13 protein-coding genes are annotated in these 15,612 nt (G+C 69.1%); 11 read left to right on the top strand and 2 right to left on the bottom strand.

Features of this window, described 5'->3' with window-relative positions:
• Positions 1–80 precede the first annotated feature (80 nt).
• Positions 81–1,595: an FMN-binding glutamate synthase family protein gene (locus IF19_RS0120370; RefSeq protein WP_030194874.1), complete on the top strand. Its 1,515-nt coding sequence runs from the start codon at positions 81–83 to the stop codon at positions 1,593–1,595.
• A gap of 215 nt (positions 1,596–1,810) precedes the next feature.
• On the opposite strand, the gene IF19_RS0120365 is transcribed toward IF19_RS0120370, so the two are convergent.
• Together IF19_RS0120365 and IF19_RS0120360 are read right to left on the bottom strand one after the other, a co-directional pair.
• Complete coding sequence (locus IF19_RS0120365; RefSeq protein ID WP_030113479.1) at positions 1,811–2,170, bottom strand: UBP-type zinc finger domain-containing protein; 360 nt, start codon at positions 2,168–2,170, stop codon at positions 1,811–1,813.
• A 138-nt stretch (positions 2,171–2,308) separates the two neighbouring features.
• Positions 2,309–3,022 (bottom strand): flavodoxin family protein, encoded by a 714-nt coding sequence (locus IF19_RS0120360; protein ID WP_030113478.1) that lies wholly within the window; start codon positions 3,020–3,022, stop codon positions 2,309–2,311.
• A gap of 201 nt (positions 3,023–3,223) precedes the next feature.
• Here IF19_RS0120360 and IF19_RS0120355 point away from each other — a divergent pair, with 201 nt between their 5' ends.
• From IF19_RS0120355 to IF19_RS0120310, 10 genes are all read left to right on the top strand, one after another.
• Positions 3,224–4,204 carry a DUF5996 family protein gene (locus tag IF19_RS0120355; protein ID WP_030120952.1) on the top strand — a complete coding sequence of 327 codons (981 nt, stop codon included), beginning with the start codon at positions 3,224–3,226 and terminating at the stop codon, positions 4,202–4,204.
• A gap of 30 nt (positions 4,205–4,234) precedes the next feature.
• Positions 4,235–4,720: a VOC family protein gene (locus IF19_RS0120350; RefSeq protein ID WP_030113475.1), complete on the top strand. Its 486-nt coding sequence runs from the start codon at positions 4,235–4,237 to the stop codon at positions 4,718–4,720.
• Positions 4,721–5,340: 620 nt separating this feature from the next.
• Complete coding sequence (locus tag IF19_RS0120345; protein ID WP_136975143.1) at positions 5,341–5,838, top strand: hypothetical protein; 498 nt, start codon at positions 5,341–5,343, stop codon at positions 5,836–5,838.
• Positions 5,839–5,974: 136 nt separating this feature from the next.
• A complete protein-coding gene (locus tag IF19_RS0120340; protein ID WP_030120954.1) occupies positions 5,975–9,211 on the top strand; it encodes an RHS repeat-associated core domain-containing protein in 3,237 nt (1,078 codons plus the stop codon).
• 755 nt (positions 9,212–9,966) lie between these two features.
• Positions 9,967–10,845 (top strand): HipA family kinase, encoded by an 879-nt coding sequence (locus IF19_RS0120335; RefSeq protein WP_030276605.1) that lies wholly within the window; start codon positions 9,967–9,969, stop codon positions 10,843–10,845.
• A complete protein-coding gene (locus IF19_RS0120330; RefSeq protein WP_030276604.1) occupies positions 10,842–11,222 on the top strand; it encodes a DUF3037 domain-containing protein in 381 nt (126 codons plus the stop codon). Before IF19_RS0120335 ends, IF19_RS0120330 begins: the two co-directional genes overlap by 4 nt.
• 215 nt (positions 11,223–11,437) lie before the next feature.
• Complete coding sequence (gene fabG, locus IF19_RS0120325; protein ID WP_006122981.1) at positions 11,438–12,199, top strand: 3-oxoacyl-ACP reductase FabG; 762 nt, start codon at positions 11,438–11,440, stop codon at positions 12,197–12,199.
• 20 nt (positions 12,200–12,219) lie between these two features.
• Positions 12,220–12,975 (top strand): SDR family oxidoreductase, encoded by a 756-nt coding sequence (locus IF19_RS0120320; protein ID WP_030119349.1) that lies wholly within the window; start codon positions 12,220–12,222, stop codon positions 12,973–12,975.
• Positions 12,976–13,093: 118 nt separating this feature from the next.
• Positions 13,094–14,674: an ABC transporter substrate-binding protein gene (locus IF19_RS0120315; protein ID WP_030120956.1), complete on the top strand. Its 1,581-nt coding sequence runs from the start codon at positions 13,094–13,096 to the stop codon at positions 14,672–14,674.
• Positions 14,675–14,826: 152 nt separating this feature from the next.
• A complete protein-coding gene (locus tag IF19_RS0120310) occupies positions 14,827–15,516 on the top strand; it encodes a uracil-DNA glycosylase (protein ID WP_030119351.1) in 690 nt (229 codons plus the stop codon).
• The last annotated feature ends 96 nt before the right edge of the window (positions 15,517–15,612 follow it).

The raw sequence follows: 15,612 nt of genomic DNA, 5'->3' as shown, positions 1-15,612 counted from the left end.
CGGCATCGCGTGGCATTCCCGCGGCGCGGGGTAGACGGCCACCGTGAAGTACGGCCGGTCGAGGAGAGGAACTTTTTGTCATGCGTGCACGGAGCATAGGTGCGGCAGCCGCCACGGGGCTGGCGCTGGTGGCCGCCCGCGACCTCGTGCAGAGGAAGCACGCGCTGCTGAGGAACTTCCCCCTGGTGGGGCACGCCAGGTATGTGCTGGAGACGATCGGCCCCGAGCTGCGGCAGTACATCGTGACGTCCAACGACGAGGAGCGCCCCTTCAGCCGTGACCAGCGCAGCTGGATCTACGCGTCGGCGAAGGGGGAGAACAACTACTTCGGGTTCGGCACCGACAACGACGTCGAACACGTACAGGGTCATGCGTACGTGAAGCAGCGTACGTTCGCCGGCGCGCTGCCCGATCTGAGCGACCCGCAGGCGGCGTTGCCCTCGGCCAAGGTGCTCGGCGGGCCGCGCGGCCGCGCGAAGGCGTTCCGCCCGGCGAGCGTCATCAACATCTCGGCGATGAGCTTCGGCTCGCTGTCCGGCGCGGCCGTCACGGCGCTCAACAAGGGCGCGGCGCTGGCCGGGACGATGCACAACACCGGCGAGGGCGGCCTGTCGCCCTACCATCTCAATGGCGGGGACCTCGTCCTCCAGATCGGTACGTCGTACTTCGGCTGCCGCAACGAGGACGGGACGTTCAACCTCGACAAGCTCACGTCCATGGTCGCGGGCGCGCCTGTCAAGGCGATCGAGATCAAGCTCTCGCAGGGCGCGAAGCCGGGGCTCGGCGGCATGCTGCCCGGCGCGAAGGTGACCGACGAGATTGCCCGGATCCGCGACATTCCCGCAGGCGAGGACTGCGCTTCGCCGTCGCGGCACACCGCGTTCCACGACGTGGACTCGATGCTCGACTTCGTGGAGCTGCTGGCCACGGAGACCGGATTGCCGGTCGGGATCAAGAGCGCCGTCGGGGAGATGGACTTCTGGGAGGAACTCGCCACTCTGATGGAGCGGGGCGAGCGTGGGGTCGACTTCATCACCGTCGACGGTGGCGAGGGCGGCACCGGGGCGGCACCCCTGATCTTCGCCGACTCGGTGTCCCTGCCGTTCCGCATGGGCTTCTCCCGCGTCTACGGCGTGTTCGCCGAGCGGGGCCTGACCGACGACATCACCTTCATCGGCTCCGGCAAGCTCGGCCTGCCCGAGAACGCCGTCGTCGCGTTCGCCCTCGGTGCCGACATGATCAACGTGGGCCGTGAGGCGATGCTGTCCATCGGCTGCATCCAGGCCCAGAAGTGCCACACCGACAAGTGCCCCACCGGCATCGCCACCCAGAACCCGTGGCTGGCGCGCGGCATCGACGCGCCCTCGAAGGGCATCCGGGCCGCGATGTACCTGCGCACCCTGCGCAGGGAGTTGCTGAAGGTCTCGGGAGCCGTCGGCGTCCCCCACCCGTCGCTCATCACCCCCACCGACATAGACATCCTGAACGGCGACTACGACGCCCGCAGCCTGGGGAGTGTGTACGGCTACAAGGATGGCTGGGGCTCGCTCGGCCCGGAGCTCGCCCATGAGATCGCCGAACTGCTCACCACCTGAGCCCGCTGCTCGGCCACCTGTCTTCAACCGCCATGCCCTGCGCAGCACGCCCGCCGAGTCGACGGTGGTTCGCATCGCGGTGTGCACCGGATGGTCGCGCCTCGGCCTCGGCCCTTGCACAGAGCGTCACACCCTCGCGCGCCTGGGCTCTTGAGCAGCCACCGGTCCTGCACGGTGCCGACGACGACCCGGGCTCGTTCCGTCTGCGGCACCGCTCAGTTCAACCGCTGCTGCCAGTCCTGGGGGACCGCGCCGGCCGGTCCGGGGACGGGCTGGTCGGCAGGGTGGGCGGAGGGAGGAGCGAGTCGCGGGCCCTCGTAGAACTGTTCGGTCTCGTTGTTGTAGAACCACTCCTCGCCCGGTTCGTAGCTGGTGATGTAGGGGTGGCCGGTCTTCCGGTAGTGCGTGGTGGCGTGCTGGGAGGGGGAGGAGTCGCAGCAGCCGATATGGCCGCAGGCAGCGCAGCGCCTCAGGTGGAACCACCAGCCGGGGCCGTCCCCCGCCAGGCAGTCGGCGCATCCCGGTCCGCTCGGAGCGGCCTGCGGATCGATGCCGGGGATTTCTTGATCAGCCATGAGGTGTGCTCCATGTCCAGGTGTTTGCCGGGCTGTGGTCCCGGTCGGTCCGGGCGATCCGCCTCTTCCAGGCTGCGGTCGGTCGCCGTGCGGCGGCGGGGGAGAGCGGCGAGCTCATCGTTGGCTCGCGGGTGTTCGTCAGCTGCGGTGCTCCGGGTTGGGCGCGTCGAACCGGCAGCCGGCGTTCCATGCGGGGCGCTGGTTGCCGTACGCGGGGATTCCCCCGGCCCGCTTCAGCAGAGCGGCGAGGTGCATGAGGTTCCAGGCAGCGAAGGTGGTGTTGCGGTTGGTGAAGTCGTTCTCCGGCCCACCGGAGTCGGGATCGAGGTAGCTGGGCCCCGGTCCCGCCTCGCCGATCCAGCCGGCGTCGGCCTGCGGGGGGATGGCGTAGCCGATGTGCTGGAGGCTGTAGAGGATGTTCATGGCGCAGTGCTTGAGGCCGTCCTCGTTGCCCGTGATGAGACAGCCGCCGACCCGCCCGTAGTAGGCGGACTGGCCCGCCTCGTTGAGCTCGGCCGAACTGGAGTAGAGCCGTTCGATGACGTGCTTCATCACGGAACTGTTGTCACCGAGCCAGATCGGCCCGCACAGCACCAGGATGTCGGCGGCCATCACCGTGGCGTACAGATCCGGCCAGGCATCGGAGGCGGCGCCGTGCTCGGTCATGTCGGGCTGGACGCCGACCGCGAGGTCCCGGTCGACAGGACGGATCACCTGCGTGTGCACACCGGCCGCGCGCATCACCGCAGTGCTGCGGTCGATCAACCCCTCGGTGTTGCTCGTCTCCGGAGACGGCTTGAGGGTGCAGTTCAGGTAGAGGGCCCGGAGATTCTCGTAACGGGGCGGATCCATGGACGGCACGGTCGCAGGTCCCTTCGCGGCGGACGATGACATGAGCTTGCTGGACCCGGAGGAGAAGGGCCATCGCAGCGTGGCGAACGCGGTACGCCCCCCGCTTCCAGCGGATGCGGGCCCGGCCCGAGGGCGTGAGAGTGGAATCATGTGCCCTCGGCCGTCCGGGCCGGGGCGGGCCCCCGGGGAGGTGCGCCTGCGATGGATCTGTTTCCCCCGCTGCCCAGGGAGTCCTGGGCGCCGACGAAGGAGACGTTGCACCGGTTCCTCCAGATCGTCGGGAAGGTACGGCTGGCGGCCGGCGTCCGGCGCAACCACTGGTGGAACGTTCCCTTCCATCTGACCGGCGACGGCATCACCACCCGGCCCAGCGGCCCGCTCGGCGACGGCACGGTGTTCACCGTCGACTTCGACTTCACCACCCACCGCCTCCGGACTCTCACCCTCGACGGGCGCCAGGTGTCCTTCCCCCTGACCGGCCTGTCGGTCGGCGACTTCTACCGGGAGTTCACCGGCGCGCTTCAGTACCTGGGCATCGATGTCGTTCCGGAGCACCCGTACCCCTTCGACCTGCCCGACGCCGCCCGGCCGTTCGCCGAGGACGACGAACACGCCACGTACGACCAGGCCGCCGTGAGCCGCTACTGGACGATCCTCACCCAGGTGATGCTGGTCCTGGAGAAGTACGCCGCCGGCTACTCCGGGAAAACCAGCCCCGGCCACCACTTCTGGCACACCTTCGACCTCGCCGTCACCCGGTTCTCCGACCGGCATGTGGCACAAGGCCGGTCCGTCGATCCCGTGACCCGCGAGGCGTACTCGCGTGAGGTGATCAGCAGCGGCTTCTGGTTCGGCGACGAGCGGTCCTATCCCGAACCTGCCTTCTACTCCTACACGGCGCCGGAACCCGACGGGCTGCAGCGGCAACCGCTGGAGCCGGCGGCCGCGCGGTGGACGGAGAGCAACGGCTCGCACCTGGCCCTGCTGCCCTACGACGACGTGCGCACCGCGCCGGACGCGTCAGCCGAGATTCTCCGGTTCTACGACACCGCATACGCGGCCGGCGCGCGCCTGGCGGGCTGGAACACCGACCGGCTCTGCCCCGGGGGAGTGACCGACCCGCAGGTCTCGGCACCTCCTCGGCCCGGAGGCCGACCGGACGCACGCGGTTCCGGCCGCTGACGCAGACACGACGACGAAGGATGTGAAGGCATGCCCTCGCACGACACGGAAGGCTTTCCCGCACCCGCATCAGGAATGCTCCTGACCTACTTCCTCAGCGTCGCCGACGTACCCCGTTCGCGCGCCTTCTACACGGATGTCCTCGGCGGTGAAGTCGTTCTCGCCGAGAACCCGTGCACCGTCCGGCTGGCCAACAGCTGGATCATCATGAATCCCGGCGGCGGGCCCACCCCCGACAAACCCGGCATCACTCTGCGCCCACCGGACGACGTCACCAGCGCATCCTGCTTCCTCAACATCCGTGTGGCCGACATCGAGGCCGTCCACCGCGACTGGAGCGCCAAAGGCGCCCAGTTCATCACCGGGCCGATCGACCGCAAAGCCGAGATCCGCTGCTACCTGCGCGATCCGGACGGCTACCTGATCGAGATCGGTCAGGCCACCGGCATGCTCCACGGCGTCTACGCCGACCCGGCCCCGGACGCCCGTGACCACACCGAGAACACCTCACGTTGAGTACGTGCCGACCGTTCCCGCCCGTGGTCTCCGAGCACGCCCGCGCCGCGGCCGCCGCGATCCGGGCCCGGACCGCGGCCGTATCGACGCGTTCCTGCCGTCTCCGACCGTGATGGCGGGCGTCGGCGGCGGAGCTGGAGTGAACTGCGAGCGCCAGCCCGCCGCACCGGGGCCAGGCCCGTCACCCTCGACCCGGCTGACGACCACGTCGCCTGAGGGGGGCGCACACGCAATCGTTCAACACCGCCTCGTGCCCGGCCATGTGATGCCCATTCATGTTGCACACATCACAGGGAGAGCGCTTTCCTGAGGTTCGACCACCTGAGGACACGCGAGCGCTGCAATGCCTAGTGGTGACGGTGTTCCGCCTGCGGGATGAAGGCGGATGAATCAAAAATTCTGGTTTTGACAGACAGTCATGTGGCTACTGTGTGTACTGGACTCCTTGGAATATCCCGTTCCGGTGGGGCCTGTGATGAGGATGGGGAGACGCGCCACTTGGTGCGCACTCATCTACGCGGGTTGCCCGGCCGACGCTTCAGCGCCTGGGGCCTGCGCGCTTCTTCAAGGGGGTTGTGCACGTGACGCGTGCGCGCATGACGGGTCTGACTGTGGCTGCGGTGACAGCGTTGTCAGTACTGGGTGGAGGGGTCGCCTCGGCGGCGACGGGACCGGGGCAGACGTCGCAGCAGCGTGAGGCCAACGCTGCGGCGGGGGCGGCGGGTACGGAGGCCGGCAACCCGGCGAGCGCTGTCGCCACGGCGGCGGGGGTGTGTTCGGACGCAGCGCAGATCGGGACGACGGAGTACATCTACCGGGGTACGGAGACGATCGCCTCGGTCAAGCAGTTCTACTCGGCCGAGTGCGACGAGAACTACGGCTATGTGTGGGTCTGGAAGTCGTTCCTGGACCAGAAGACCAAGGTCAACGTGACGGTCGGCGTGTGGTCGTACAAGCGCGACTCCCTGGTGGGGCAGCGCACCGTCTTCAACACCAACGCCCAGGAGTTCTGGAGCAACGCCGCGAAGACGGCGGACGAGTGCACCTCGGGCGAGGGAACGATCAATATTCCCTCCTACCCCGCGCCGCTCAGCACGCGCACCTCACAGCGCTGCTGATACGCCGGGCCCTCGGGCCCGCGCGTCTGCCTCTGAAGCAGGGAGGGGCGGCACCCGTGCAGGGGTGCCGCCCCAGACGGCCCTGCTCCGCTCCGCTTTCATCCAACGCATCGGAGAGACCTTCGTGAATCCTCGCATGCCCGCGCTCCGGCGCCGCAGACACTTCTTGCCGCTGGCCATCCTGGCCGCGGCGACCGCTACCGCCACCATGGCCACCGCCGTCCCGGCCTCCGCCCAGCCAAACGGTGCCCCCGCCGCCGCGGCGGGGGCACCGGTCCCCTCGCCCCTGGGCAGGACCAAGGCACCGGCCAGCACCCCGCTCAAGGCAGTCGGCGAGGAGGGACAGCCAGTGGTCGAGTCGGCCGCGGCCGACCCCGGCTTCTACGCCCTCGGTATCGGGCAGGTGCCGTGGTCGGAGTTCTACTCCGCGCAGCTGTCCGACGGTGTGAGCGCGCAGGTCAACTACGGCAACGGCAACCTGCTCCTGACCGTCGACGGCTTCGACATCGCCGACGCCGGACCGGGCCTGGCCTACGGAAACACCTTCAACAGCCTCAACAGCGTCGGCTGGAACGCCACTTCCGGGTCCGACTACCTCGTCAAGGAGACGACAGCGGACGGCGTCTCGGTGGAAGGCCCCACCGGCACCGTGGGAGTGTTCGCCCGCTCCGGTTCCGGCTTCACCCCGGCCAAGGGCTACAAGCAGGACCTGACCGAGGCTTCCGACAAGAAGTCCTTCACCCTGACCAGCCGCCGCACCGGGGAGAAGACCACCTTCTCCCGCTCGGGCACCACTGGTGTCGCGCGGGTGTCGAAGGTAGAGGACAAGAACGGCAACGCCACGACCATCACCTACTCGGGCAGCTTCACCTCGAAGATCACCTCGGCCTCGGGACGCACCCTGTCGTTCGCCAACGACGGCAAGCACATCACCAAGGTCACCGACAGCACCGGCAGGACGATCAGCTACACCTACTCAGGCGATCTGATCAAGACGTTCACCGACACCGACGGCAAGACCACCGTCTTCGACTACGACTCCTCCGACCGCCTGGTCAAGGTGACCACGGCCGAGGGCCGACAGACGAAGTTCACCTGGGACAGCGCCAAGGTCGCCTCCGTCAACCGCGTGGTCACCAACTCCACCGGCGCGGGCAACACCACCGTGTTCACCTGGGCGCTGGGCCCGGACAACACCAGCGCCGAAGGCTTCGTGCAGATCACCGACCCGCGGGGCAACAACACGCTCAAGACGGTCGACGGCTTCTGGCGGACCAAGAAGACCGAGGACCCGCTCGGCCACAGCCGCTCGAAGTCCTGGGGACCGGACAACGACATCGCCACCGCCACGGACGCGATGGGCGCCTCCCCGGAGGACGGCAACGTCACCAGCTACACGTACGACAGCGCCTTCAACCCCACCACGGTCACCCTGCCGACCGGAGCTTCGGCGACATCGACGTGGGTGAAGAAGGGCAGCGGCTACTTCCCCGAGACCGCCACTTCGGCGTCCTCGGACAAGACGGCGAACGGCTACGACACCTCCGGCAACCTGCTGACGTCGACCGACTCCACCACCGGCGGCACCGGCGCGAAGTGGACCTACGACTACAACCCCAGGACGGGAGCCATGGACTGCGGTGGCCTGCCCGGCCAGCGGTGCAGCGCCACGGACCCGCGGGACCAGAAGACGTCCTACACCTACGACTCGAAGGGCAACCTGACCAAGGTCACCCCGCCGTCCCCGCTGAAGCCGGTCACGTACACCTACGACGACCTCGGCCGTCAGAAGACGGTGACCGACGGGCGCGGCGTCACCACGAACTACACCTACGACGGCCGCGACCGGGTCACGACGCAGAACGCCGGCTCGGCGAACGCGACGTTCACCTACGACGCCGACGGCAACCTCACGACCCGCACAACCCCCGGCGGCACGTCGACATTCACCTACGACGAGCAGAACCGCGAGCGCACTCGCGCTCTGCCCGGCACTCCGGCCACGTCGATCACCTATGACGCCACCGGCAACGTCGCCACCGCCGTCGATGCCGCCGGCACCGTGAGCTACGGCTACGACGACGCCAACCAGCTGACCTCGGTCACCGAACCCGGCGGCGCCAAGACCGGCTTCACCTACGACAACAACGGCGACCGCACCAGGACCACCTTCCCCGGCGGCACCACGCAGACCGTCACCTCCGACGACTCCGGCCGGCCCACGAAGATCGAGGTCAAGTCCGGCTCCACGAGCCTGTCGACGATTTCCTACGACTACGCCGACGCGGGCAAGGACACCGACAAGGTCCGCAAGCGCACCACCGACGGCGCCGCCACCGCCTACACCTACGACAGCCTGGGCCGCCTGACCAAGGCCGTCGAGACCAAGTCCGGCTCCACCACGGCCGGCTGGTCCTACTGCTACGACAAGGGCGGCAACCGCACCGGCCGCTCCACCGGAACGTCGCTTCCGTCCAACTGTGACGACGCCCAGCAGAAGGCCGTCCACAACAATGCGGGAGAGCTGACCTCGTTCGACGGCAACGACGCTTTCACCTACGACGGCGCGGGCAACGAGACCTCCGCCGCCAGCCCCACCGGCACCCGCACCGCTGAGACGTGGACGCCGCACACCCAGCTCGGCGCCTACACCCAGTCCGGCACCACCATCGACCAGACCTACGCCGGCACCGACAACACCCAGCGCCTGAAGGCCGGCTCCACCACCTTCACCAACGCCGCCGTCGGCATCACCGGGCAGAACGCCTCCGGGGCGGCGACCGGTTTCGTCCGTGAGCCCTCGGGCACGCTGGTCGCCATGAAGAGTGGAGGCGCCAGCCAGTACTACCTGACCGACGCCCAGAACTCCGTCATCGGCCTGGTCGACACCTCCGGCAAGCGCACCGCGACCTACTCCTACGGCCCCTACGGCGAGCAGCGCGGGAACAGCGGCGCCAACCAGCCGTTCCGCTACACCAGCACCTACCTCGACCAGTCGGGCGTGTACAAGATGGGCGCCCGCTACTACGACCCCGACCTCGGCCGCTTCACCCAACCCGACCCCTCCGGGCAAGAGGCGAACCCCTACCTCTACGCGGCCGGAGACCCGGTCAACCGAACCGACCCAACCGGGTTGTTCAGCTTCTCGGACATTCTGGACAACGGCAGTGACATCTTCGGCGTCGTGTCGGGCTGCGTGGCCGGCATAGGCGCAGCCGCGGAAACCGGAACCATCGGGTATGCCGCCGCGGCCGGAGGAGCGGTCGGTGCCGGAGTCGGCAGCGCGGTCGGCGCCGGTGCCGCTGTAGTCGGCAGCTGTGCACTGGGAGGCGTCGCAGGCTACTACGGCGCCGACATCATCACATACGGGTGACGTTCAGGAACCCGACCGTCCAAGGGAAAGTGGCGTAAGAATGACAGCGAGCGATGCCCCGACGAGGGACGCTGTACGTGCCGTGCGGATCTTCTCCATCATCCTGATGGTGGGAGGCTTGTGCGGATGTGTCGCGGGATTCGCAACAGGTGACGGTGTTCCGAAGGTGCTCGGGGCCATCGCTGCGGCATGCGGAGTGCTCTTGGCCGTCATCGCCGTGCTCGCCGGCCGGAAGGCGAAGCCCTGAGTTCCGAATGCGCGAGGTGCGCCCCCTCCGAGGGGCCGGGGAGTTCCTCCCTCACCCGCGTGCATCTCGGAGTCGGAGGTTGTCGGCCCACAGCGGCCGACAACCTCCGACCCTGTTATGCCCGGCTTTCGCCCTTCCCGGCACGTAACGCCGGGAAGGGGGCAGTCGGTGTGTGGTGGGCGGCGGCCCCGAAAGACGGCTTCCCTGTGCTTCGGCACACCTACGCCTCGATCATGCCGGAAGCCGGAGAGTCCGTCGTGACCCTGGCCCGGTGACTCGGGCACTCCTCGCCTGCGATCACTCTCGGTTACTATGCTCACTTCATGCCGGAGGGCCGGGAGCAAGGGGACGCGCACCAGCGACGGTCTGCTCGGGGAGCGCGGGGGATCGGCTTGCCGGCTGAAACTCCCCGGATTCTCCCCACTGCTGTTGACTTGTGTTCCCGGCGTCTACGCTCCGGAGAAGTCTTCCGTGATTGCAAGGTCGAAGAGATGGGTGGCCTGGGAAAGTGTTGCAAGAGGTCGTAGCGACCCGCTATGTCACGCCCCTGCGTGAGGGCGGTTCGCTCCCCGGGATCGTCGAGGCCGACAACCTCGGCACGTACGTCATGAAGTTCACCGGGGCGGGGCAGGGGCGCAAGACGCTCGTGGCCGAGATCATCTGCGGGGAGCTCGGCCGGCGGCTGGGGCTGCGGGTGCCCGAGTTGGTGACCATGGAGCTGGACCCCGTCATCGGGCTCGCGGAGCCCGACGAGGAGGTGCAGGAGCTGCTGCGCGCGAGCGGCGGGCTGAACCTCGGGATGGACTACCTTCCGGGTTCGTTCGGCTTCGATCCGCTCGCGTACGAGGTCGGGGCCGGTGAGGCCGGGCGCATCGTCTGGTTCGACGCGCTGATCAACAACGTGGACCGCTCCTGGCGCAACCCCAACCTGCTCGTCTGGCACGGTGACCTCTGGCTCATCGATCACGGCGCGACCATGATCTGGCACCACAACTGGCCGGGGGCCCAGGCGTCCGCCGCCAAGCCGTACAACGCGTCCGACCACGTCCTGGTCCCGTTCGCGCCGGACATCGCGGGCGCCGCCGCCGAGCTGGCCCCGCTGGTCACCGAGGAGCTGCTCACCGAGGTCGCCGGCGACGTCCCCGACGTGTGGCTGGCCGACGAGCCCGGCTTCGACTCCGCCGACGAGGTCCGCCGGGCCTACATCGCCCCGCTGCTCGCCCGTGCCGCCGACATCCACGAGAGGATCACGCTGGACGCGCCGACCGCGACCCGGCCCTCCCAGGCCCCCGGCTGGCTCTCCGACCGCCTGCCGCCCCGGCCGAAGCGGGCGGGCGACGGCCCGGACGCGGCGGCCGCGCCCGGCGGCGAGGAGGCCGGCCGATGACACGCGACGTCTTCGAGTACGCCCTCCTGCGCGTCGTCCCCCGGGTCGAGCGAGGGGAGTGCTTCAACGCCGGGGTGCTCGTCTACTGCCGGGCGCGCTCCTTCGTGGCCGCCCGGACCCACCTCGACGAGGCCAAGCTCAGGGCGCTGGACCCGGACGCCGACGCCGCCGGGGTACGGGCCGCCCTGCGCGCCGTGGAACAGGTCTGCGGGGGCGGCGAGGGAGCCGGCCAGGCGGCGGGCGACGACGCCGGACGCCGGTTCCGCTGGCTGATCGCCCCGCGCTCCACCGTCGTCCAGCCCGGCGCCGTGCACAGCGGCCTCACCGCCGATCCGGCCGGCGAGGTGGAGCGCCTGCTCGACCTCCTCGTGCGCTGACCCACGCCCCGGCGGGGCTCCACGGCACGGCGGCGGGCGCTCCCGCCCGGTGTGACGTGCGGCCCGCCGGGGCGTGCGCCGTTGACACCGGGTGCCAGGGCTTCTAGCGTCTCGACTGCTGAAGGTACTAAGCGGTTGCTCAGTCATCGGTGTCCTCTGTCAGGGAGCGCCCCGACGTCCGCTGAGCCGCGATCCAAGGGCGAGGAGAACCAAGCATGTCCACCACCGAGCAGCGTGTCGCCATCGTGACGGGAGCGGCGCGGGGCATCGGCGCCGCCACCGCCGTACGCCTCGCGGCCGAGGGCCGCGCCGTCGCCGTACTCGACCTCGACGAGGCGGCCTGCAAGGACACGGTCGAGAAGATCACCGCCGCCGGGGGCACCGCGCTCGCCGTCGGCTGCGACGTGTCGGACGCCGGCCAGGTGGAAGCCGCCGTCGCGCGTGTCGCCGCTGAACTCGGCGCGCCGACGATCCTCGTGAACAACGCGGGCGTGCTCCGTGACAACCTGCTGTTCAAGATGAGCGAGTCCGACTGGGACATCGTGATGAACGTGCACCTCAAGGGCGCGTTCCTGATGGCGAAGGCCGTCCAGGCGCACATGGTCGAGGCGAAGTTCGGCCGGATCGTCTCGCTCTCGTCCTCCTCGGCCCTCGGCAACCGCGGCCAGGCCAACTACTCCGCGGTCAAGGCGGGGCTCCAGGGCCTCACCAAGACCCTCGCCAAGGAGCTCGGCAAGTTCGGCGTCACCGCCAACGCCGTCGCGCCCGGCTTCATCGTCACCGAGATGACCGCGCAGACCGCCGAGCGCGTCGGCATGGGCTTCGAGGAGTTCCAGGCGGCGGCCGCCACCCAGATCCCGGTGCAGCGCGTCGGCCGTCCCGAGGACGTCGCCAACGCCATCGCCTTCTTCGCGGGCGACGACGCCGGCTTCGTCTCCGGCCAGGTCATGTACGTGGCCGGCGGCCCCCTCAACTGACGCGAAGGGCGACGGACATCATGACGGTGCAGGACAGCGGAAAGGTCGCGCTCATCACGGGCGCGAGCCGGGGCATCGGCTGGGGCGTCGCCGAGGCGCTCGTGGCGCGCGGCGACCGGGTGGCCATCACGGGGCGCGGTGAGGACGCCCTCAAGGAGGCCGTCGAGCGGCTGGGCTCCGACCGGGTGATCGGCATCCCGGGCAAGGCGCACGACGAGGCCCACCAGGCGGCGGCGGTCGAGCGCACCATGGAGGCGTTCGGCCGGGTCGACTACCTGGTCAACAACGCCGGGACGAACCCCGTTTTCGGCCCCATGGCGGAGCTCGACCTGAACGTGGCCCGCAAGGTCTACGAGACCAACGTGATCTCGGCACTCGGCTTCGCCCAGCAGACCTGGAAGGCGTGGCAGCGGGAGAACGGCGGGGCGATCGTGAACATCGCCTCGATCGCCGGGGTCTCCGCCTCGCCGTTCATCGGCGCGTACGGCATGAGCAAGGCCGCGATGGTCAACCTGACCCTCCAGCTGGCGCACGAGTTCGCGCCCGTGGTCCGGGTCAACGCCATCGCCCCGGCCGTGGTCAAGACGAAATTCGCCGAGGCCCTCTACGAGGGCCGCGAGGCGGAGGCGGCCGCCGCCTACCCGCTGGGCCGGCTCGGGGTGCCCGAGGACATCGGCGGGGCGGCGGCCTTCCTCACCTCCGCGCAGTCCGACTGGGTCACCGGGCAGACCCTCGTGGTCGACGGCGGAATCTTCCTCAACGCCGGTGTGGGTTGAGATCGGCCTGAGTCGGTTTGGCCCTGATTGGGCCAAGTGCCCCGCCGGACCAGCAGGTTGATCCGGCGGGGCGCTGCGGTATGGTCTGCCGACCCAAGGCTGATCGAGGAGCGTGCGCGTGTTCTACCGGGCCAGTCTGCAGGCTGCTGCAGCCCTTGCTTCCCTGTCCCTTCTGGCCGGTTGCGGTCTCCTCTCCGACAGTGGTTCGGAGACGGAGCAGAAGCTGACCGTCGGGACGACCAGCTCCCCGTCCACGCTCGATCCGGCAGCCGCCTGGGACAACTCCTGGGAGCTGATGCGGAACGTCTACCAGACCCTGGTCAGCTTCCCCACCGGCAGCACGAGCCCGGAGCCGGACGCTGCGGAGAAGTGCGAGTTCACCGACGCCACGAGCATGGCGTACCGGTGCACGCTCAAGAGGAACCTGAAGTTCTCCAACGGTGAGAAGCTCGACGCCGAGGCCGTGAAGTACTCCATCGACCGGATCGTGGACATCCACTTCAAGGGCGGCCCGGCCGGCATGCTCGGCTCCCTGGACCGGATCGAGACCAAGGGCGACGACACCGTCGTCTTCCACCTGAACAAGTCCGACGCCACGTTCCCGTTCATCCTGGCCACGCCCGCGATGTCCCTCGTCGCCCCCGGCAACTACCCCAAGGACCGGATCCGAACGGACGGCAAGGTCACCGGTTCCGGCCCGTACCTCCTGGACGCGTACGAGGAGGGCAAGACCGCCGAGCTGAAGAAGTACACGGGCTACAAGGGCTTCGCCAACCGCAAGAACGACGCGGTCACCATCCGCTACTTCGGCAAGTCGACCGAGATGGTGGACGCCCTCAAGGCCGACGAGATCGACGCCACCTACCGCGGTCTGACCGCCGAGGAGGTCGTCAGCCTGGAGGACGGCAAGGACGGCACCGAGGGCCTCCAGATCGTCGAGTCCACCGGCGCCGACATCCGCTTCCTGGTCTTCAACCCGAAGGACCCGGCCGCCGCCAACCCCGTCGTGCGCAAGGCCATCGCCCACGTCGTGGACCGCGACGCCCTGGTCGCCAAGGTCTACCGGGGAACGGCCGAGCCCCTGTACTCCATGATCCCGAAGGGGATCGCCGGACACACCACGAGCTTCTTCGACACCTTCGGCGACCCGGACGTGAAGAAGGCGAAGAGCCTCCTGACCGGGGCGGGCATCACCGAACCCGTGAAGATGACCTTCTGGTACACCACGGACCGCTACGGCTCCTCCACCGAGCCCGAGTTCGAGGAGATAGAACGGCAGCTGGAGGCGTCCGGACTCTTCGACATCACCATCAAGGGCGAGCCCTGGAAGACCTTCCAGGAAGGCTTCAACAAGGGCGAGTACCCGGTCTTCGGCCGCGGCTGGTTCCCGGACTTCCCGGACCCCGACAACTTCGTCGCCCCCTTCGTGGGCAAGGAGAGCGTCACCGGCACCCCGTACATCAGCAAGGAGATCACCCAGCAGCTGCTCCCCGCCTCCCGGCAGGAGAGCGACCGGGGCGCGGTCAGCAAGCAGTTCGAGCGGGCCCAGGAGATCCTGGTCGACGACGTCCGCCTGCTGCCGCTGTGGCAGGGCAAGCTGTACGTCGCCGCGGGGGAGGACATCGGCGGCGGCGAACGCGCCCTCGACCCGCAGACCGTCATGCAGATGTGGGAGCTGTACCGCAAGGCCAGCTGGTAGCCGCCCGCCGGACGTTCCCCGGGGCCCGGTCGGCCCTCGCGCACGGCCCCCCCCGAGACCCGGGCGGCGACCGTGCGCGGGGGCTGCCCGGGTCCGTTGTCAGTGGGGCCCGGTAGGTTCTGGGAGCAAGAACCTGTTGCTCACCGGAGGTTGTGGACGTGACCGATATCGACCTGCTGCCCGAGTCCTGGCGCGGTGTCCTCGGCGAAGAACTGCAGAAGCCGTACGTCAAGGAGCTGGCGGACTTCGTCGAGGAGGAGCGGGCGAAGGGGCCCGTGTACCCGCCGCGCGAGCAGGTCTTCGCCGCCCTGGACGCCACTCCGTACGACAAGGTGAAGGTCCTGGTCCTCGGCCAGGACCCGTACCACGGCGAGGGCCAGGGCCACGGCCTGTGCTTCTCCGTGCGGCCCGGCGTCAGGACGCCCCCGTCGCTGCGCAACATCTACAAGGAGATGCACCAGGAGCTCGGGCTGCCGATCCCGGACAACGGCTATCTGATGCCCTGGGCCGAGCAGGGCGTCCTCCTGCTCAACGCGGTGCTCACCGTCCGGGGCGGCGAGGCCAACTCCCACAAGAACAAGGGATGGGAGAAGATCACCGACGCCGTGATCCGCGCCGTCGCCGACCGGCCCGACCCGGCGGTCTTCGTGCTCTGGGGCAACTACGCGCAGAAGAAGCTGCCGCTGATCGACGAGGAGCGCCACATCGTGGTGAAGGGCGCCCACCCCTCCCCGCTCTCCGCCAAGAAGTTCTTCGGCTCCCGCCCCTTCACGCAGATCAACGAGGCCGTGGCCGCCCAGGGGCACCAGCCGATCGACTGGCGCATCCCCGACCTCGGCTGACGGACGGGCCGCTCCTCGGAGCCCGTGTCTGACCGGTTCCGCGCCGACCCGGCGTTAGCGTCGGACGGGACAGCCCTGAGGGCGTGTCCGGCGGTC

Origin of the sequence: Streptomyces californicus, from assembly GCF_000717645.1 — a bacterium.
Lineage (GTDB): Bacteria > Actinomycetota > Actinomycetes > Streptomycetales > Streptomycetaceae > Streptomyces > Streptomyces californicus.
This window is presented reverse-complemented; position numbering and strand designations above follow the sequence as displayed.